Annotated in this window: 12 protein-coding genes; 4 read left to right on the top strand and 8 right to left on the bottom strand. The window is 64.0% G+C overall.

The genetic code is table 11. The features are described 5' to 3' along the window. Positions 1-282: 282 nt before the first annotated feature. Together SH412_RS18450 and SH412_RS18445 are read right to left on the bottom strand one after the other, a co-directional pair. Positions 283-1,599, bottom strand: coding sequence for a serine/threonine protein kinase (locus SH412_RS18450; protein WP_336519482.1), 1,317 nt, complete (start codon positions 1,597-1,599; stop codon positions 283-285). Between the two features lie 184 nt (positions 1,600-1,783). Continuing rightward, complete coding sequence (locus SH412_RS18445; RefSeq protein ID WP_336519481.1) at positions 1,784-2,479, bottom strand: sigma-70 family RNA polymerase sigma factor; 696 nt, start codon at positions 2,477-2,479, stop codon at positions 1,784-1,786. 754 nt (positions 2,480-3,233) lie between these two features. Between SH412_RS18445 and SH412_RS18440 the strand changes: the two genes are divergently transcribed. After that, positions 3,234-3,455: a hypothetical protein gene (locus SH412_RS18440; protein ID WP_336519480.1), complete on the top strand. Its 222-nt coding sequence runs from the start codon at positions 3,234-3,236 to the stop codon at positions 3,453-3,455. A 160-nt stretch (positions 3,456-3,615) separates the two neighbouring features. On the opposite strand, the gene tnpA is transcribed toward SH412_RS18440, so the two are convergent. Both tnpA and SH412_RS18430 read right to left on the bottom strand, forming a co-directional pair. Then, complete coding sequence (tnpA, locus tag SH412_RS18435; RefSeq protein ID WP_336519479.1) at positions 3,616-4,068, bottom strand: IS200/IS605 family transposase; 453 nt, start codon at positions 4,066-4,068, stop codon at positions 3,616-3,618. A gap of 416 nt (positions 4,069-4,484) precedes the next feature. Then, positions 4,485-5,417 carry a hypothetical protein gene (locus SH412_RS18430; protein WP_336519478.1) on the bottom strand — a complete coding sequence of 311 codons (933 nt, stop codon included), beginning with the start codon at positions 5,415-5,417 and terminating at the stop codon, positions 4,485-4,487. A gap of 340 nt (positions 5,418-5,757) precedes the next feature. On the opposite strand from SH412_RS18430, the gene SH412_RS18425 reads away from it, so the two are divergent. Next, complete coding sequence (locus SH412_RS18425) at positions 5,758-7,197, top strand: alpha/beta hydrolase (protein WP_336519477.1); 1,440 nt, start codon at positions 5,758-5,760, stop codon at positions 7,195-7,197. Positions 7,198-7,503: 306 nt separating this feature from the next. Beyond that, on the top strand, positions 7,504-7,845 hold the full coding sequence (locus SH412_RS18420) for a hypothetical protein (protein WP_336519476.1): 342 nt from the start codon (positions 7,504-7,506) through the stop codon (positions 7,843-7,845). A gap of 420 nt (positions 7,846-8,265) precedes the next feature. On the opposite strand, the gene SH412_RS18415 is transcribed toward SH412_RS18420, so the two are convergent. Next, positions 8,266-10,200: a sodium/solute symporter gene (locus SH412_RS18415; protein WP_336519475.1), complete on the bottom strand. Its 1,935-nt coding sequence runs from the start codon at positions 10,198-10,200 to the stop codon at positions 8,266-8,268. Beyond that, positions 10,197-10,463: a DUF485 domain-containing protein gene (locus SH412_RS18410; RefSeq protein WP_336519474.1), complete on the bottom strand. Its 267-nt coding sequence runs from the start codon at positions 10,461-10,463 to the stop codon at positions 10,197-10,199. The genes SH412_RS18415 and SH412_RS18410 overlap by 4 nt, the downstream gene beginning before the upstream one ends. A 476-nt stretch (positions 10,464-10,939) precedes the next feature. On the opposite strand from SH412_RS18410, the gene dusB reads away from it, so the two are divergent. Continuing rightward, complete coding sequence (dusB, locus tag SH412_RS18405; protein WP_336519473.1) at positions 10,940-12,025, top strand: tRNA dihydrouridine synthase DusB; 1,086 nt, start codon at positions 10,940-10,942, stop codon at positions 12,023-12,025. 374 nt (positions 12,026-12,399) lie between these two features. Here the strand turns inward: dusB and SH412_RS18400 are convergent, their stop codons facing one another. Beyond that, positions 12,400-14,028, bottom strand: a complete 1,629-nt coding sequence (locus tag SH412_RS18400; protein ID WP_336519472.1) for a TolC family protein — start codon at positions 14,026-14,028, stop codon at positions 12,400-12,402. A gap of 1,474 nt (positions 14,029-15,502) precedes the next feature. Next, positions 15,503-18,958, bottom strand: coding sequence for an efflux RND transporter permease subunit (locus SH412_RS18395; RefSeq protein ID WP_336519471.1), 3,456 nt, complete (start codon positions 18,956-18,958; stop codon positions 15,503-15,505). Between the last annotated feature and the right edge of the window lie 326 nt (positions 18,959-19,284).

Here is a 19,284-nt window from a genome sequence, read left to right as displayed (position 1 = left end):
GGCGCAGTGCGACGAGGAGTTTGCAGAGAAGGGGAGGTGACTGGGAGGCTGGGGCAATCGCTGAATCGCCGGCCACGCTCATGGCGCGCCTCCGATCCCCTTGTGCGCCGTGTTCGGCGGGAGTGTGACCGGGTGAGGGCCGACTGTTCTCCGTGGACGACACCCCGACACTTCTGAAGACCCTCACCCTGGCCCTCTCCCACATCAGAATGCGGGAGAGGGGACAAGGCCGAGAAGCACAGTTTCAGGATCGATGCGGGTGCTTTCGTTCCCAGGAAGTTGTCAATCTTTCTTCCGCCGCTTCAGCGCCCGATTCTGCGGACTCAACGCCCGAAATACGCGGCCGAGCGCCTCGCGCAGTCGACTTGGACGGCGCGTCAGGATGGGGCGGCCGTTGATGAAGCGCAGCAGCTCGCCCGCCATCGCCTTGGCCGTCGGGTAGCGTTCCGACGGATCGCGCGAGAGGGCCTTCAGCACGATCGTCTCCAGCGGGACCGGAATCTGCGGATTCACCTGCCGCAGGGGCTTTGGCTGCGACTGGAGCACCAGGTTCACCAGTTCGCTCCGCTCGCGGGCCTCGTAAACGGGGGTCAGGGTCAGCAGTTCGTACAGCGTCGCCCCCAGCGCATACACGTCGCTCCGCGGATCCGATTTTCCGTAGAACCGCTCCGGGGCCATGTAACGGAGCGTCCCGGTGCCGTGGTCCGTTTCGCCGGTCAATTCGTTCTCCAGCCGCAGTCCGACGCCGAAGTCGGTGATGATCACCCGGCCGGTCGAATCCAGCAGCAGATTCGCCGGCTTGATGTCGTTGTGCAGCACGCCGGCGCCATGCGCATGCGACAGCGCGTGGGCCACTTGCACGCCGATCTTGGCAAACGCCGTCCACGAATCGCGTCCGACTCCGCGCTTGTGGCGTCGGCTCTTCGCCGCGCCCGGCTCGTCGTCGCCGCGGGCCACCTGCAGGATCTCGTAGACCCGCAGCAGATCGTCCTTGGCGAGCAGCCGCTTGATCACCCAGTCGAGATTCACCCCTTCGACGTACTGCATCACGTAATAGCAGTACCCTTCGTGATGTCCGAACGCGAACACCGGCACGATGTTCCGGTGATGCAGGCTCGCGATCGTTTCCGCCTCCCGCAGAAACTGGGCCTGACGACGGGGGAGATCGGCCACGAACCGGAACGGCAGCAGCTTCACCGCCACCGGCGCCCCCGTCTTGATGTGGGCCGCCTCGAACACCACCCCCATGCCCCCCCGGCCGATCTCCCGCACCACCCGGTACTCGCCGAGCTGCCGGTTGCTGAAGTCCTCCGGAAAATTGCTCCGGACGCACTCGATCTCCTTGTCGACGCTCCAGCGCTCCAGCGACGCGATCAGCGGCAGCAGTTCCCCCAGCTCCTCGGCGTGCTGCGGGTATTGCCGCAGATAGTCGGCGACCGACGGGGATCGCCCCAGCCGGACGTCTTCCGCAAACCGGCTGACGGCGACGTCGACCACTTCCTGAGCGGCCACGTGCTGCGCATCGTGCCGCACCGGAAACCCGACCAGCGTGGCTTCGTCAGGGGGGTCGGGCGACTGAGGCTGCTCGGCAGCAGACATCGAATTCCGTCTCATCGTACGACGGACGTCCACGTCCGTCGGCCTTTTCGGTCGGGCCACAACGCCTTCAAATACGACGGACGTGGACGTCCATCGTACGGGACTTCGCCCTTCGACACTTGAGCTTCTTCACTGGTTCCGCGTCCTCGGCATCCCGGCGGCGGAACAACTTCCTTTTCAGCGGTCAATTCTTCGAAGACTGGTCGGGGGTCAGGCCCGGCATGACCTGCAGGATTTTCTTGAGCTTCTGCAGCGCCCGCACGTACCGGGCGCTCGCCGCCTGCTCGGACATCTCCAGCACCAGCGCGGTCTCGCTGTTCGTCAGGTGCTCGAAGTGCCGGAGCGCCAGCACTTCCCGGTCGATCGCGTCCATCGTCTGGATCACCGCGTCCACCTGCCCCGCCGTCTCCGCCCGGACAAACGCACTGCTCGGCGACGTCAGGTTTCCCATCAGATGAAACGCCAGCGACGACGACGTCGACTCCGCATTCCACCGGCCGTTGATCGACAGCTCCCGGGCGGCACTCCGCTTGTCCGCCCCCAGATGCCGCCGGTGGACCTCGATCAGCGTCTGACTGACGACGATCCGGAACCAGACGAACGGCGAGCGAGATGCGTCCGCGAAGAAGTGTCCGATGCGATCGACCGCCCGCAGCCAGGCATCCTGCAGAACGTCGTCCGGGTCGACCCGTCCCCGCAGCTTGGGATGGAGCCGGAAATTGACCATCCGCCACAGCCGGGGACGGTAAATCGTAAACATCTGGGCCAGAGCGGCCCGGTCCCCGGCGATGATCCGATCGACCAGCGCCTCGATTTCCGGCCCCGGACCGTCCGCCGGCTGACGGGAATTCGCTGCATCGGGGGGATTCGGAACGCCCATGACCGGCCCGGATCGGAACGTAAGTGCATGACAAAAGCAACGAAGAGGAATTGTAGCACACCGGATGGGCCGACGTGAGTGGCCGCCTGACGCGGCCCGGCTGCCGACTCAGAGATGGGTTGGGCGTGGATGCCACATTCGGCGGCGGCCGCCACACGCGGCTCGGCTGCCGACTTAGAGATGGGTTAGACGTGGATGCCGCATGCGGCGGCGGCCGCCACACGCGGCTCGGCTGCCGACTTAGAGATGGGTTAGGCGTGGATGCCACATGCGGCGGCGGCCGCCACACGCGGCCCGGCTGCCGACTTAGAGATGGGTTAGGCGTGGATATCGCATTCGGCGGCGATGGGGGGGAGGGGATTTGTGGGGCGTGCTGCGAGTCCGTGACGGGTGTGTTTTGCGTCTGGCGTCGCCTGCAGGGGACGGTCTGGAGGTCGCGATGAGGCAAGGCGGAGTTCCGCGGAGCTGGTTCCCGGACGGTGCCATAGAACCCGGAACATGAGGGCTGCCAGCCGGTCGTCTCTCGCGTCCGTGGGATCAAGTTCCCGAAAGGTTCGAGCGGAGTTTGCGGAAACGTAAGCGGCGAACCGGCAGTTCGCTGGCATTGTTGAAAGGGGGCCGCAACTCCTCTGGAAGCGTCGGAGGGAAATGCCGTAATTCCCAAGGACGGGGCTGTGATTCCCAGTGGCGGGAATGCGACGAACGCGGTTCGCCGGAACGGCCAGAGTTTCGCTTGAGGAAGAAAGGGTCTGCGATGAATTCTTTGCGAAGCCTGTTCGGGGTCGGTATGGCGCACCTGATGGTGCTGAGCGCGGTGACGCCGGTCTGTGCGGAGGAAAACGAAGACCAGGAGAAGCACCGTCGGGCGCACGGTCGCCGGCACGCTCACGTGGTGAGCTATGACCGTGCGGACTACCCCGTGATCCTGAACTGGGTCACGTCGCCGGAAACGGTGTCAGACTCGGAGGCGGAGTAGCGGGGCGTCGGGAAAGGTTCTGTCGCCCCTCCGGGGCTCAGGAGGTTCGGGGGGCACGTGTTCCACGGGTTGTGCGTCGGTCGGCTGCGCCGTCCGCCGCTCCACCCGTGGCTACAGCCTGTCGCCCCGTTGGGGTTGAAGATGTGGGGCGTGAGCGACGTCAGTCAAAGACGTAACGTTCGTCGAATTCCACGTCGTGAGCACGAAGCATTTTCAGGAACTCCGATTGGAAGTCTGTCTGCTGGTGATGCTCATGCTGCCTGGCGATGTACGACTTGACGGCTTGCTCCTGCGATTTGCTCACCGAGAAAACGCCGTAGCCTTCCTGCCACGCGAAGGTCCGAAGTGCGGGCCAGTTCTTGTGAATCCAGCCGGACGAATTGGCCTTCACGGTGCGAAGCAGATTGGCGATTGAGTCGTCGGTCCGCCAGCGGAAGTACAAATGGACGTGATCTTCAATGCCGCCGATGTCGTACAGGATGCCCCTCTCGGCCTGAATGACGCCCGCCATGTACGGATAGAGCCTTCGAACAATTTCGTCGGTAAGCCAGGGTTCGCGGTGTTTCGTACTGAAAACTGCGTGCAGCAGCAGTTGCGAATACGTGCCGGACATCAGAATTCCATTCGCCTCTGAAAAAATGCGGACCACGACGCGACAAACAGGCCGCGAGAATATTCAGAAGATACGATATACACAGAATTGTATACAGGAGAGGTCTTCAAGTCAGATTTCCATTCCGCATCGGAACACATGACGCACGGGTTGCGGAAAAGGATTCCCAGCCCCGAAGGGGCGACAGGTTGTAGCCACGGGTGAAACGGAGACCGCCGTCAGGCGGGCGGAGTGGAACCCGTGGGATTCAGGCGGTACGCGCGAGACCGAGCCTCGGAGGGGCGACAGAGATTCCGATCGACGTCGCAGGCGCGGGGAAGGTTCTGTCGCCCCGTTGGGGCTCAGGAGGTTGGGTGGGGCACGTGCTCCACGGGTTGCGCGTCGGTCGGCTGCGCCGTCCGCCGCTCCACCCGTGGCTACAGCCTGTCGCCCCGTTGGGGCTGAAAGAGGTGGGGCTTCACGGTCTGGCGAGCGGCATGCGTGGCGGTGCAGTCTCCCACATCAGGGCGATTTCCTCGGGCGTCAGGCCGTAGGCTTCGTTGACGGCGTCGCTGATCTGGCGTTCGAGCCCGGCGGCCTCGGCGGCCCGTTGGCGGACGGGTTCGATGGTCCGGTCGTATTCGTCGCGAAGAGCCTTCGGACCAGCGGCGCTGAGAGGATTCTTCTTTCCGCGGACTTTCGTAACACGTGCCCATGAGTTCGCGGCCGATCTTCTCGGACGATTTGAGCAGCTCGGGCAGATGGCAGAAGCCCCCGGCGTTCACGACCCGCTCGGCTCCCAGCAGGAACACGAACTTGCGGAGCTGGTGCTCGTCGGTCGCCAGGTCGACGGTGTTGAAGACTTCGTAGGTCGACTGGTCGGCCCCCTTGTGATAGAGGCGGGTCTGTCGCATCGACGTGACGATGTACCAGTCGCATTTCAGATTGACCGCGTAGCCGAGGGCCTGGTCGACGGCGGACTTCTTCCGGCCGGCAAACGGGCGGTCGAGCGGGTCCTTCGTGCCTTTGCCTTCGACGGCGACGACGAACCGCTGGCCAGCGGGGGTGAAGTCGCCCAGGACGGCGTCGGCGACTTTGCCATCGACGGCCACGTTCTCCTCGCGGGAAATCGTGTAGCGGTCGCCGCCGCTCGCGGGGCCGGTGTAGCCCAGCAGTTCGCCGAAAATGTCGGTCAGAAAATCGGGAAGGAGTTTCGTTTCGTTGAGCTGATCGGCCTTGCCGGATTCGATCAGCTTCCGCCAGTGCTGCAGCTTGGCCCGGTCGGCCTCGGCGTGGGGCGGCAGGACGAAGGCGGTGTGATGCGGGCGGATGGCGTCGGGGCGGAAGAGGGGACGGATTTCGGCCGGCACAGCGGGCGAACCTCCAGTGGTGATCGAGCGTGCCGAGTGTACTGGCTGGCGGCGGCGGTGAAAACCGGCTCGATGGGCCGCAGGGCTTCGGCGGCCCGAGCAGGTTGGAGCGGTCCAGAGAATGCGGCTGACCGGCAGAATGCTCCGTGAGCGCGACCGGCTTCCCTCTGGCGATGAACTGCTGCGGCGTCATGCCGGTCCGAGTTTTCAGGGGTTGCGGGGAGAGCATTGTTAGCGGGACAATGGTGCACTGCACACGCAGGGGCCTGGCGGGGGGCGCTGAGGCTTTCGATGCGCAGCAATGGAATCGGCCGGACCTGCCGGTCCTGTGGAGGCGACCATGACTGAGAGCGATGAGACGACGTTGCATGCGCTGCTGGCGGAACTCAAAGCGGCCGTCGCCGCCGGGGATCGGGCGCGGGCGATGGAGGTGCGGCAGTGGATTCTGCAGCGGCTGGCGGCGAAGGACGCCGCGGGGGATCGGATCGAGCAGGAAGTGAATGTCCTGCTGGCGGATCTGGACGAGAACGAGGGGCGGCGATTGCGACAGGAGCGGGAGCAGCGGGCTTTGCAGGAGCTGCAGCAGAGACAACAGCAGCAACAGCAACAGCAAGACATCTCCCGGTCGTGGCCTCCGCCTGGACAGCAGCAGCAACAGCAACAGCAGCAGCAAGAGATTCCTCGGTCGTGGCCGTCGTCCGGGCAGCAGCAGCAACAGCAGCAACAGCAATATCCGTTCGAATCCGGTTATGGCTTTGGACCGCAGGTGGTGGGGGCGGGGTCGCGGGGGACGGCGACGGGGGTGGACTTTCCCGTGTGGTTCGGGACGAATCGGAAACCGCTGGCGGGGGGCAAGTCGTTCGGCTACGAGCGGAGCGTGGAAACGACGCTGGGTCAGATGTGGGTGCACGTGCCGAAGGGACATCGGTATGGGGAAGTGGCCTCGTCGTTCTGGCAGAAGCTGTGGCGGCTGAACTTTGAAGACGACGCTTTGAAGGTGGTGGGGATCGAGCGGCAGCCGGCCGACAAGTTTTATGCGGGTCTGCAGGCGGTCATGCAGGAGGCGCGGGCGAGCGGGGCGAAGCCGCAGGCGGTGGTGTTTCTGCACGGATTCAACGTCGAGTTCGACGAGGCGGCGATCCGGGCGGCGCAGATCGGGTATGACCTGGGGGTTCCCGGAGCGACGGCGTTTTTCAGTTGGCCGTCGCAGGGGAAGGTTCGGGCGTACGCCGCGGATGAAGCGACGATCGAGGCGAGCGAGCAGGCGATTGCGAACTTCCTGATCGACTTCACGGCGAAATGCGGGGCGGAGACGGTCCACGTGATTGCGCACAGCATGGGGAACCGGGGGTTGCTGCGGGCTCTGCAGCGGATTGCCGGGGACGCGCAGTCGCGCGGAAAGGTGAAGTTCGGGCAGATCATTCTGGCGGCGCCCGACGTGGATCGGGATGTGTTTCTCGATCTGGCGCACGTGTATCGCGCGTTCGGCGCCCGAACGACGCTGTACTGTTCGGACGGGGACAAAGCGGTCTTTGCGTCGTCGGTCCTGCACGATGCGCCGCGGGCGGGGTATTTCCAGCCGTATACGATCGCCGACGGCGTCGACACGATCGCGGTGCCGAATTTTAACGTGGAGCTGCTGGGGCACGGCTATTTTGCCGCGGCGGAGCCGCTGCTGTACGACATTGGCGGGTTGCTCAAGCACGACTCGGCCCCGCCCCGTCAGCGGATGGACCCGGCGAACGACGGGGGGAAGGTCTATTGGAGCCTGCGGAAGTAGTTGTCGACTCCGTAAGGTCGGAGCCGTCGAAACCGGGTCACTCATGCGAAATCCTTCATGTCCGGATCTGTCGATCATTGTCGGACAGGCTGGTCGAGATGTGACCGATCGGGTGTGAGACGCGACAGTCTGCTGCCGGAGAGATCAGGACTGGCGGGGTCTTTGTGCAGGGGAGGCTTGCGGATGGCGGAGTCTGACTGGCACGTCGGTTGCTTACCTCGTCACTCGCAGCGACGCCCCTGCGCGTGGCGCAGCCGGTGACGTCGCTGCTTGCCTGCGGGCCAGGCCGATTTGAAGGAGATGGAGATGTCTGGAATCCGAACCGCTTGTCTGGCTGGGTTGGCTCTGGCGCTGATCGCCGTTCCCGAGGACTCGGAGGCGGGCTGGCGACGCGCTCGCCGTTGCTGTCGCGGCGGTTACACGACAGGCCATTACTCCAATGGCGGCTACGCCGGGACCGCCGCGACGACGGGCTATGCCTGTCCGGTGCAGACGACGGATGGGCAACCGTACCAGCAGTCGTCCGGGTATGCGCCGCAGGGGGCGTTCGAGGGGGCTTCCGCCCCGGCGCCGGCGGACGGAACTGCTCCGGTGCCACCCGCGCCGCCTGCGGAGGCTCCCGAGCCGAGTCCGACGCCGAACAATTAGTCGCACGGCCGTCCGTCTGAGCGGAGAGAGCGAGCTTTCGCGTTCTGGCGCGAGAGCAGTGGGGACGTTGTCGAGACTCGCGCCTGGGGGGACCGGGCGCGAGTTTCTGCGCTGGCGGCCTTCGTGCGAAGTGGCAACGTCGCATTCTGCGACGGGCGTTCTCGGACAACGCGGGGAATTCCCAACGCAGAATTGCACCGCTGCGGCAGGTTCTTCTCTCCGGGGAAGTCTGTCGTTTCGGGAAAATTCGGTTGGGACTGGGGGCGGTCTTCGGGGCGTGATGGCCGGCGAGGCGCTGAAGGGAACCTGTGGGGGGCGATGCCCCCGTCGGTGAATTCCAGGTTCAGGCTGCGTCGAATGTCGGGTGATTTTCTCCGAGTTCCGTATGGCAGAGGTGAGCCTCGAAGACTCGACGTCACCCTACTTTGAAACGACGGGGGGGCGGGTCAGGAGGGAGACCACGACCAGCACCACGAAGCCCAGCGGAATGGTCACCAGGCCGGGCTGGCTGAAGGGGACGGGGGCGGCGAGGGCGGCTTCGGCGGCGGTGTAGCCGTAGAGATCTTTGAAAGCCTGGGCGCTGAGCATGACCCAGCCCAGCGAGGAGGCCATCCCGAACAGGATGGCCGTCGTGATGCCCTGGCGAGTGGTCCCCTTCCAGAACAGCAGCATGATCAGGGCGGGCAGGTTCGCCGAGGCGGCGATGTTGAAGGCCCAGCCGACCAGGAAGGTGACGTTGAAGTTCTTGAAGAGGATGCCGAGGATCATCGCCAGCACGCCGACGACGACCGCGGCGATCTTGCCGCAGCGGACTTTTTCGTGGTCGTTGAACTTCCAGCCGAAGCCGTGTTCGAGCAGGTCGTGGGCGACGGCGCCGCTGGCGGCCATGATCAGTCCGCTGACAGTGCCGAGCACCGTCGTGAAGGCGACGGCGGAGATTACGGCGAAGGGCAGTTCGCCGAAGCTGCGGGCCAGGAGGGGGGCGGCCATGTTCGAGTTGGTGACGTCGAGCGCGCCGCTGGCCATCGCTCCCAGGCCGAGATAGAGCGTGAGCACGTAGAAGAAGCCGATGCTGGCGATTCCGACGACCGTGCTGAGCCGGGCCGCGGCCTGATTTTTGACGGTGTAGTAGCGGATCAGGATGTGAGGGAGGGAGGCGGTGCCGCAGAAGAGAGCGAGCATGAGCGAGAGGAAGTCGAGCTTGTCCATCAGCTTGCCGCTGCGGAGGCCGGAGAAGGTGGGGCTGCCGCCGGGGAGGAGGACATCCGCGCCGCGGGTGATTCTGGGATAATAGACGGTGGTTTCGGCCCCGTCGTCGTCTTTGAGTTTTTCGGAGCCCCAGGTGATCAGCTCGGCGGTGTCGAGCTCGCGGAAGAACTGGAGCGGGCCGAGGGGGCCAGTCGTTTTGCGGTCGCCGGCGAGGCTCAGGACGTGGCCGGTGGGGTAGAAATCGGCCTGACCGTCGAGAGTCCCCTGGGGGAGTCCATTGACGAACTTCTGGCCGTTTTGCGTGGTGAGGGTCTGGGCGGCCCAGACGACTGTGTCGCCGGTCGGGGCGCCTTCGGCGGGATTCTGAATTCGCCAGACGGAGAGCTGGCCTTCGGCGTTCTTGATGCGGAGGTAGGGCTTGTCTTTCCAGGTCCCGGTGGGGGGGAGGATTTCGTCGCCCGGTTTCTGGACTTCGGCGAGCGTCCGGCGGGCGGGGCCGGACTTGAGCGGGTCGTCGACGTCCTGCGTGCTGAAGCCGCGCTGGAGGATCATCACGGTCAGAATGGTGCAGAGAAAGACCAGCAGGCCTCCCTTGATGAACTGGACCCAGGTGGTCGAGACCATTCCGGCGGTGACGACGATCAGGATCACCACCACGCCGACGGTCAGGACGCCGATCGCGTGCGAGAAGCCGAGCAGGGGCTGGACGAGGGCGCCGGCTCCGACCATCTGCGGAATGAGGTAGAAGATGCTGACGACGAGCGCGCTCAGACCGGCGGCGACTTTGATCGCCGGGGACTGAAACTTGTGGTTGAGGGCGTCGGCGAAGGTGTACTTGCCGAGGCGTTTGAGGGGCTCGGCGATGACGAACAGGGCGACGATCCAGCCGGCGAGATAGCCGATGGAATACAGGAAGCCGTCATAGCCGTAGAAGGCGATCATCCCGCAGATGCCGAGGAACGACGCGGCGGAGAGGTAGTCTCCGGCGAAGGCGACGCCGTTGACGAACCAGTGAATTTCGCCGTGGGCGGCGAAGTAGGAGCTGGCGGTCTGCTTGCGGGAGCCGAGCCAGAAGCTGAGGCCGAGGACGAGGGCGACGAAGGCGGCGAAGACGGCGACCGCGGTGAAGGAGGCTTCGTGAATCACTGACGGCCTCCCCGTGCCGGGCCGTGGCTGAGGGCGGCGTAGAGCAGGGCCATCAGCACGGCGCCGCCGATGAGACCCAGGCCGTAGACGATGGCGAGGTTCAGTCCGGCGAAGACCGGCTGTCCCATCAGGTCGATGCGGAAGGCGCTGAGGATCATGAAGCCGGCGTAGAAGGCGAGGTACAGCCAGAAGAGGGGCATGGCGTACCCTGCGCCGGCGGAAGGAGCTTCCTCCGCCGGGGAGGGGGGAGCGGCATCGTGCATGGAGTTGAGACCCGGATGTGCAGACCGATCAGTGGAAATTGATCGGGGCAGGGTACCCGAATCGGGAACTGCGGACCATCGCCGGGGCGTCTGAAAACGCAAGAACCCCGGTCAAACCGGGGTTCAGGAGTGCATTGCAGCGGACGGCGATCAAATGCCGTACTTCTGCTTGCGGATCTTACGGCGCTTGACCTTCCAGCGACGGTTCCGCTTCTGCTTGGTGGTGAGCCGGGCAGCCATGATTGGTGAATTCCCTGAAAAACCGCGAAGTCCGATGTCCGAACGAGCCGGGAAGGATAGCAGATGGGGTGGGGGGGCGGAAGGGAAGGGGGAAAAGTGGCTGGTGGATAGTGGCTGGTGGTTAGTGAGGAGAAGAATGGGGAGGACGCTGCGCGTCCGCGAAGGGCGTGGCCTTCGGCTATCTCCGTCGCTACACTTGGGGCTCGAACCCGACGAGATCCTTGGCCGTGGACGTGATGCAACCCGATTTTTGGCAACAACTTGCGAAAAGCCCACCCCTGGCGTATGGCCGCCTGACGCTGGCCAGCCGGTACGTTCTGTCTCCCTTGGCCGGTTTCACCAATCTGCCGTTTCGGCGGATTGTCCGGGAGCTGGGGGGCGTTGGCCTGGCGACGACCGACCTGGTGAGCGCGCGGGGGCTGCTCGACGGCAGCGCCAAGTCGTTTCAGCTCATCGAAACCTGCCCGGAAGACCGGCCGTTTGCGGTGCAGATCTTTGGCGGTGATCCGGTGATCATGTCCGACTGCGCCCGGCTGCTGTGCGAGCGGGGGGTCGATTCGATCGATATCAACATGGGTTGTCCGGTGGCCCGGATCACCGGCGGCGGGGCCGGGGCGAGCCTGATGTGCCAGGCCGACGCTACGCTTCGCATGGTCCGCGGCGTCGTCGAGGCCTCCCGCGTTCCGGTGACGGTCAAAATGCGGCTGGGGTGGGACAGCACCCAGCTCACCGCGCCGGGTTTTGCCCGCGAGTTTGAACAGGCGGGCGTGGCGGCGGTGACGATTCACGGTCGCACCCGCGAACAGGGCTTCCGGGGCGTCGTCGACCGGACCGGCATCCGGCAGGTGGTCGAGGCGGTCGACAGGATCCCGATCATCGGCAACGGCGACGTCCGGACGATGGCGGACGCCCGGCGGATGTTCCAGGAGACCGGGTGTCAGGGGATTGCGATCGGCCGGGGCGCGCTGGCGAATCCGTGGATTTTCCGGCAGCTCGTCGAATGGGAACAGACCGGCGAAGTCTCTCCCGCGGGCAGCTTCGATGACCGGCTGAACCTCATGCTGCGGCAATTCGGCTACCTGGCTGAGCTGCGGGGCGAAGACCGGGCCATCAGCATGTTCCGCAAGATGGCCCACTGGTACTTGAAGGCGATGTTCGTTTCGGCTCCGCTGCGGAACCAGTTTCAATCGGCGGCCACGCGGGAGGAAGTGGAAGAGGCCCTGGCGGCCATTCGCGAACACGGCCCCAGCCGGGGGAGCCGCTCGGGCGAACTGCCGCAACTGCACATTCCGGTGCCGTCGGGACCTGTCGAGCGCTGGTAGGTTCCGGGCGCCGTCCTCGCTTGTCGACAGATCGCATCTCGCCGGCGGGGCTGGTCGGAGTTCCTGCGGATCAAGCGTGCGGCGGCGCGGGAGCTTTTCCGGCGCCCGAGCTGTCGGCGGACGCCGTGTCGGTCATTCGGCGTCTTCAGCCCCGAAGGAGCGGCGGAACGGAACACCTGCGAGCGAGGTCGCGCGGTTTCGTCTCGACTGGCTCTGCGGGGCTCCCGCGAATTCGATTCCGGATGGATCCACCGGTTTTGCGTCGGTGACTCTGCCGCCCGCCGCTGCACCCGTGGCCTTGAAGCGTCGCCTCTGCCGGGGCGAGGAGCCGCCCGGGCGTCGGCGGTCTCGAAACGGAATCCGGCAGAGTTTACTCACATTTTGGCTTTGCCCGATGGCGGGGGCGGAACGTCCGCGCCTGGAACGGGCAACTCGGCAGCTTCCGCGGGAGCGGGCGGCACGGGCTGCTGATCGGGGGCGGTCATGACGTCCTCGGAGAAGTAGCCGGCGAATTCCTCCTCGGAATTCGCCATCAAGCCGCCGCCGAGGGCCTGGTAGGCGTTGACGATGGCGGAGAGCTGCTGCTGCTTGGTTTCGATCAGGACGGTTCTGGCATCCAGGAGGTCGCGCTGGGCGAACAGGACGTCCATGTATTCGACTTCGGGCTGAGCCCCCTGGAACAGGTCGGTGGCGACGGTGACGGATCGTTCCAGGGCCTGGACCTGTTCGCCCTTGATGGCGACGCTCTGGCGGTAGTTTTCAACTTTGGAGACGCTGTTGGCGACTTCGGTGAAGGCGTTGAGGACGGTGCGTTGATAGTTGTAGACGGCCTGCAACTGCCGGGCGTTCGCGTTGAGGTATTCGGCCCGAATGGCCTGCTTGTTGATCAGCGGCGCGACGAGCCCGCCCGCCGCATTGGCGACGAATGAGCCCGGATCGAACAGGTATCTGGGATTGAAGGCCTCGAAGCCGACGCCCGCCGTGATGTCGAGGCGGGGATAGAAATTCGCCTTGGCGACGAGGACGTCGAGCCCTGTGGCGGCCAGCTCGCGTTCGGCGGCGAGGATGTCGCGTCGGTTCTGGAGGAGTTGTGCGGGGACGCCGACGTTCAGGATGCGCGAGTCGAGCTTGATGAAATCCCAGGACTCGCGTTCGACGGGCTGCGGATAGCGACCGACGAGGAAGTTGATGCGGTTCTGAACCTCGATCATCTTCTGTTTGATGATCAGGCTCTGACTTTCGTTCTTGCGGACTTCGGCCAGGAATCGCACGACAGCCAGCTCGGTGCCGCGGGCCGCCTCCTTTTGAAATTTGGCGACTTCGAGGCTTTTCTGCTGCAGCTCGATGGTCTGATTCAGATAGATCAGGCGCTGATCGAGAGAGGCGAGTTCGTAGTAGTTTTCGGCGGTTTCCGCCACCAGCCGGGTGATGAAGTAGTTTCGCGCCTCGATGGCTTCGCAATAGCGCTGCATCGCCGCGTCCCGGGCATTGCGCAACTGCCGCCAGATATCGACCTGCCAGTTGAGATTGGCGGAAAGTCCGACATTCGGCACCGGGCTGGGAAAATGCCTGTCGCCCGGATAAGTGAGCTGGTCCTCCGCGGCTCCCAGCGGAGTGTAGCGACTCCCTTTCATGAACCCGCCCCCGGCGCCGGCGGTGACGAAGGGGAGGTAGGCACCGCGACGGGCCATGATTTCGTTGCTGGCGATCTCGACTTCCTGATTCCGGATCTTCAACTCCTGGTTCTGCGCCAGGCCTTCCGAGATCAGTTGCGTCAGGACCGGTTCGTTGAAGAACTCGGCGAGGCCGATGTGGGCCGAGTTCTCGGCGCTGGTCGCCCCGTTGAAGTTCTCCGGCAGAACGGGACCCGGTTCGGGTCCGTAAAGCTGGGGAGTGCGGCATCCGGACAGAGCCAGCAGCACGATGCCGGCCAGCATGCCGGCTGCGAGTCGCTGCGGGGGACGGGCGCGCAAGGACCGCGCGGAGGGATTTTGCTGTCGCATTGACCAACCTTCGACTGTCGCCATTCAGCGTAAGGCGGAAGACTTCCCTTCCCCGCACTCCATTTGCGGAGAGCCGGCGCTCCGTTAACGCGGCATCGGCGCTGGCGGAATCCCGATGTCTCGACCCTGCGGTCGATCGGGATGGGGCTGCGTGCGGATGGGCGGAGTCGGAGTCGGCTCAGTCCTCATCGGCAGAACAATCGAACCAGTCCGCAGAAAAACGTCGCCCGCTACACGCGGTCGCCGCTATCTGGCCTATTTTTCCCGCAGAAAGGGCCTCGGACTGCTGGAAAATGCCCCGTTGTGGGACCGTGGGAGAATTTCATTACAACCCCTTCAGGGTCCCTCACTTCGGGAAAAAGCTCTGTACGGGCATTCATATCCGGTTTCGAAAGGATTCGGACGTTGCTGCAGAATGCTTCTCGAAGGGCTGGGAGGAACCGCTCTGACGGCGACGGAATCGCGGGCCGATGAGCTGGAGGATGTGGAGATGCGGACACGTCAGTTGCTCTTCTTGCTTTCGTTCTGCCGTCGCGGTTGGTCTCCGGGAGGGCGATGAATCGGACTGCAAGCCGGCCCCGCCTCGAGCTGACTCACGGCGAGTGTTTTGTCCCAGGGGTTGCACTCCGTCCGTCTTGGGACGGACTCTGTTTCGGTCGTGGCTCCTGAGGAACACGCCGGTTCTGTGTTTGGGAAAAAATGAGTTGTCGGCGAGCCCCCCCGGGGTTGAAGCCAGTCTGCATTCGCTGGGGCGGTCGCAGACGCCCGACCCCAGCCACCCGTCCTGCGCGGAGCCCGCGTTTCCCTGACGAACGCCCCCGCGGCAGCGGAGCAACTTCCTTCCGTCTCCTCTGTGGGGATCAAGGGGCGGAACAAATCCTTACGGCCTCCACAGTGCCCGTTTTCTCACCACCGAACTTCGACAGCTCCTTGAGCGTCAGCCTGCAGGGCTGGTCGTGACCTGACGAGATCGGGCTTGTCAGCCCTTGCCCGTGGGCGAGAAATGGGGGGCGACCGCGAGCGGGAGTATGGCCGCGGGGATGCCATAGGGGTTGCGCCGCGGGATCTATCATCCGCGGGGCCATTGGAAATCACTCCGCAGCAGCCGGCTGAAGAATCGGAGACAGACTGGAATGTCTGCCTCACCCAAACGAGAGATCCCTGAGTCAGGCCGCCCGCATCGTCAATGGGGTTTCCCGGCGAAAGGTTCCAACGGACGGCTCACCCTGCGGCCAGCTCGGACGCCGGTTGCCGATTCCGCAGGCGTTCGCCGTTCGGCTCACTTGGAGGAGTCCGATGCGGCCAAGCCGAGGCGTTCGAGATCCGATCCCCTCGGTCTTCGCCGCCGCCCGGCAGACGTCAGGCGGCTGCGAGGCGGAGGAAGAGATCGGGTTCCGAAAACCGTCTGCTTTCACGCCGGCGGGTCACGGGGCGATCGCCCGGCAACGTCAACCGATCCTCCCGGCTCGCGAGATCAGGAATGCTCAGCGGGCTCGTGGCGCTCAAAGATTTCGGTGACCGGCGCATCATGTTCGTCCTGGATCAGTTTGCGACCGTCGGACATCTTGGCGAACAGGTAGTACAGGCCGGGAATTACGAGGACTCCGATCAATGTTCCCATCAGCATACCGCCGACGGCGGTCGTGCCGATCGTGCGGTTGCCGATGGCGCCGGGACCGGTTGCGCGGACCAGCGGAATCAGACCGGCGATGAAGGCGAAGGAGGTCATGACGATCGGCCGGAATCGGAGTTTTCCCCCTTCGATGGCTGCGTCCTTGATGCTGAGGCCCTCGTGGCGGCGCTGGACGGCGAATTCGATGATCAGAATGGCGTTCTTGCCCAGCAGGCCGACCAGCATGACGAGGCCGATCTGACAGTAGACGTCGTTGGCCAGTCCCATTCCCTTGAGCATCAGGAACGAGCCGAACAGACCGACCGGCAGCGAAATGATCACCGCCAGGGGGAGCAGGAAGCTTTCATATTGTCCGGTCAGAACGAGATAGACGAAGACGATGACGATCAGGAAGATGTAGATGGCCATGTTCCCCTTGTTGGCCTCGTCGTAGGAGAGGCCCTGCCAGCCGATGCCGTAGCCGTAGGGGAGCGTTTCTTTGGCGATTTCCTGAATCGCCGCGATGGCCTGGCCGCTGCTGTAGCCCGGGGCCGGAGCCCCCTGAATGATCGCGGTCGTATACAGGTTGTAGCGGTTGATTTCGTTCATGCCCTGCCGCTTCTCGATTTTCATGAACGCGGAGTAGGGGACCATTTCTCCTTCGTGGTTCTTGACGAACATGTTCTCCAGATCCGAGGGGTACCGTCGGAACTCGGGGGAGGCCTGGACGTAGACTTTGTAGAATTGACCGAAGCGAATAAAGCCCTGCTCCCAGGTGCTGCCCACCACGATCGAGAGGTTGTCCATTGCGTCGGCGATCGACACCCCTTTCTGCATGGCCACGTCGTTGTCGATGATGATTTCGTACTGCGGATAGTTGTTGGCGAAGAAGGTGAAAATGCCCTTCAGCTCTTTACGTTTCTCCAGGGTTGCCAGGAAATCCTGGGTGACCTTTCCGAAGGCGTCGTAGTCGCCGCTGTTCGTCTTGTCGAGCAGGCAGAGGGAGAAGCCGCCGGCGGCGCCGAAACCGGGGACGGCGGGAGGCTCAAAGAACTCGAGCTTCACGTTGGAGATTTCGCGTCCTTTTTTCTCCAGCCGCTCGATGATCTCTTTCGACGTCAGCTCGCGCTCGGCCCAGGGCTTCAGGTTGATCAGGCAGGTTCCGGCGTTCGAACCCCGGCCTTCCGTCAGAATTTCGTAGCCGGCCAGCGAGGTGACCGACGTGATTTCGTCGAACTCTTTGCAGATCGCCTGCAGCTCGTGGGACTTGGAGTTGGTGTATTCGAGCGTCGATCCCGGAGGGGTCTGAATGATCCCGTAGATGACCCCCTGGTCTTCGAGCGGAATGAAGCCGGCGGGGAGGACCTGGTTGACCAGCAGGATGCCGTAGCTGAACGCTCCGATGACGAGCATGGTCAGCAGGCGTCGGGTGACGATCCGGCTGACGATGGCGACGAAGCCGCCCGTGACCCATTCCACGGCCCGGTCGAAGACGCGCAGGAACATGCCGATCGGCCCGCGTTTTTTGACTTCGCCCGGTTCGCTGCCCGAGAACATCGAGCGGAAGGTGAGTGCGAACAGCACGGCCATGACGCCGCCGATCACGGCGGTCGTCGTATCGGTCAATTCGATCTGTTCCGACACCACTTCGTGGACGAGTTCGATGTGCAGGAGCTCGTAGACGCCGTACCCGGCCGCCAGGCCGAGGAGGAGGGCCAGCACGCCGCGCACGGCGTTGGCGCCGCGGCCTGCGAGGCGCTTGATGCAGCGGTTGACGAAGCCGATCAGGCCGCGCTGCTGTTCGTGTTTTGTGTGGGGTTTCAGAATCATGGCGCAGAGGACGGGGGTGAGGGTCAGGGCGACGACGCCGGAGAGGACGATGGACATGGCCATCGTGAGTGCGAATTCGCGATAGAAGACGCCGACTGCGCCGGGCACGAAGGTGACGGGAATGAACACGGAGGTCATCACCAGGGTGATGGCGATGATGGCGCCGCTGATTTCGCCGACGACTTCTTTAGTTGCGGCGTAGGGGGAGAGGTGTTTCTCGTGCATTTTGGCATGCACCGCCTCGACGACGACGATGGCGTCGTCGACGACGACGCCGATCGCCAGCACGAGCGCGAAAAGCGTGATCAGATTGACCGACATGCCGAACATGCTCATGAAGAAAAAGGTTCCGATCAGCGAGACCGGAACCGCGAGGGTGGGGATGAGCGTGCTTCGAAAGTCTCCCAGGAACAGGAAGACGACGAGGGAGACGAGAATGAACGCCTCAAACAGCGTGTGCAGCACCTTTTCGATCGAGGCGTCGAGAAAGTTGGAGACGTCGTAGCTGATGGCATAGTCCATGCCGGGCGGAAAGGTTTCTTCTTTGAAGACCTTGAGCTTCTCTTTGACTTCCTTAATGACGTCTGCGGCGTTGGAGCCGGGGATCTGCTTGAGCACGATGGAGGCGGAAGGGAGGCCGTCGATGTCCGAATAGAGGTCGTAGAATGCGGAGCCGAGGGTGACTTTCGCGACGTCTTTGATCCGGAGGATCTCGCCGTTCGGGTTGGACCTCAAGATAATGTTCGCGTATTGCTCCGGCTTGTCGTAGCGTCCGATCCAGGTGAGGACGTACTCGATCGTCTGGGAGGTGGTTCCGGTCGCCTGGCCGAGGCGGCCGGGGGAACCGATCATGCTCTGCTCTTTGATCGCCTCCATGATGTCGGCGGAGGAGATGGAATAGGCGCGCATGCGTTCGAGGTTGAGTTCGACGCGCATGGCGTAGGCGCGGTTGCCGAGGATCTGGGCCCGGCCGACGCCGCGGGTCCGCTGGATTTCGGGGAGGAGGTTGGCGCTGACGTAGTTGTAAAGAAAGTTCTGATCGATATTCGGGTCTCGGCTGAAGACGTTCACGTACATGAGCATGCTGGTCATGTTCTGCATGACGATGATGCCCTCGCGCTCGACGATCGGAGGGAGCTGGTTCTTGACCATCTGGATGCGGTTGTTGACGTTCAGGACCGCGACGTTCGGATCGGTGCCCGGTTCGAAGGTGATCATGATGGTGGCTTCGCCGGCGCTGGTGGCGGCGGAGGTCATGTAGCGCATGTCCGGAACGCCGTTGATGGCGCGTTCGAGGATCACGAGCGTCGAATCGACGAGGATTTTGGCGCTGGAGCCGGGGAAGGAGACCGCGACGACGACGCTCGGGGGGGCGACGTCAGGGAACTGAGAAATCGGCAGAGCGAAAATCGCCAGTCCGCCCATGAGCAGGATCAACAGGGAGATGACGATTGCCAGAGCGGGCCGATGCAGGAACTTTGAGAACATTTCTGAGGGCTGCCTATTTCGCGGAACGCATCAGGTTGCCGGGGATCTCTGCGGGGAGGGAACGTCGTCGGCGGTCTGGTCGCCGTCGCGACCCTGGCGGGATCCTTCGCAGAAAAGTCCGTCGTCCTGTTGAAGGCCGAATTCGAAGATCAAAACACCGTCCAGTTTACTCTGGACGGGAGATATTGCGCTGGTGCAAGTCGGGGGATTGGTCGATGGCGGAAACGCTGCGTCTGCCGGGACGCTCGAAGGCGCCCGCCGGGGGGGACAAAGACATTCCGCGCCGGGCGCAGGGTAGGAACCGCGTCGGGGACGACGACGTCCGG

Origin of the sequence: Planctellipticum variicoloris (assembly GCF_030622045.1) — a bacterium.
Taxonomy (GTDB): Bacteria; Planctomycetota; Planctomycetia; order Planctomycetales; family Planctomycetaceae; genus Planctellipticum; species Planctellipticum variicoloris.
Note: the sequence above shows the minus strand (reverse complement) of the source record. Positions and strands in the feature narration are given on the sequence as shown.

Bases quoted from the DNA above. Each gene is read 5' to 3' on its own strand.
- SH412_RS18450 (WP_336519482.1), bottom strand. From the start codon at position 1,599: ATGTCTGCTGCCGAGCAGCCTCAGTCGCCCGACCCCCCTGACGAAGCC.
- SH412_RS18445 (WP_336519481.1), bottom strand. From the start codon at position 2,479: ATGGGCGTTCCGAATCCCCCCGATGCAGCGAATTCCCGTCAGCCGGCG.
- SH412_RS18440 (WP_336519480.1), top strand. From the start codon at position 3,234: ATGAATTCTTTGCGAAGCCTGTTCGGGGTCGGTATGGCGCACCTGATG.
- tnpA (WP_336519479.1), bottom strand. From the start codon at position 4,068: ATGTCCGGCACGTATTCGCAACTGCTGCTGCACGCAGTTTTCAGTACG.
- SH412_RS18425 (WP_336519477.1), top strand. From the start codon at position 5,758: ATGACTGAGAGCGATGAGACGACGTTGCATGCGCTGCTGGCGGAACTC.
- SH412_RS18420 (WP_336519476.1), top strand. From the start codon at position 7,504: ATGTCTGGAATCCGAACCGCTTGTCTGGCTGGGTTGGCTCTGGCGCTG.
- SH412_RS18410 (WP_336519474.1), bottom strand. From the start codon at position 10,463: ATGCACGATGCCGCTCCCCCCTCCCCGGCGGAGGAAGCTCCTTCCGCC.
- dusB (WP_336519473.1), top strand. From the start codon at position 10,940: ATGCAACCCGATTTTTGGCAACAACTTGCGAAAAGCCCACCCCTGGCG.
- SH412_RS18400 (WP_336519472.1), bottom strand. From the start codon at position 14,028: ATGCGACAGCAAAATCCCTCCGCGCGGTCCTTGCGCGCCCGTCCCCCG.
- SH412_RS18395 (WP_336519471.1), bottom strand. From the start codon at position 18,958: ATGTTCTCAAAGTTCCTGCATCGGCCCGCTCTGGCAATCGTCATCTCC.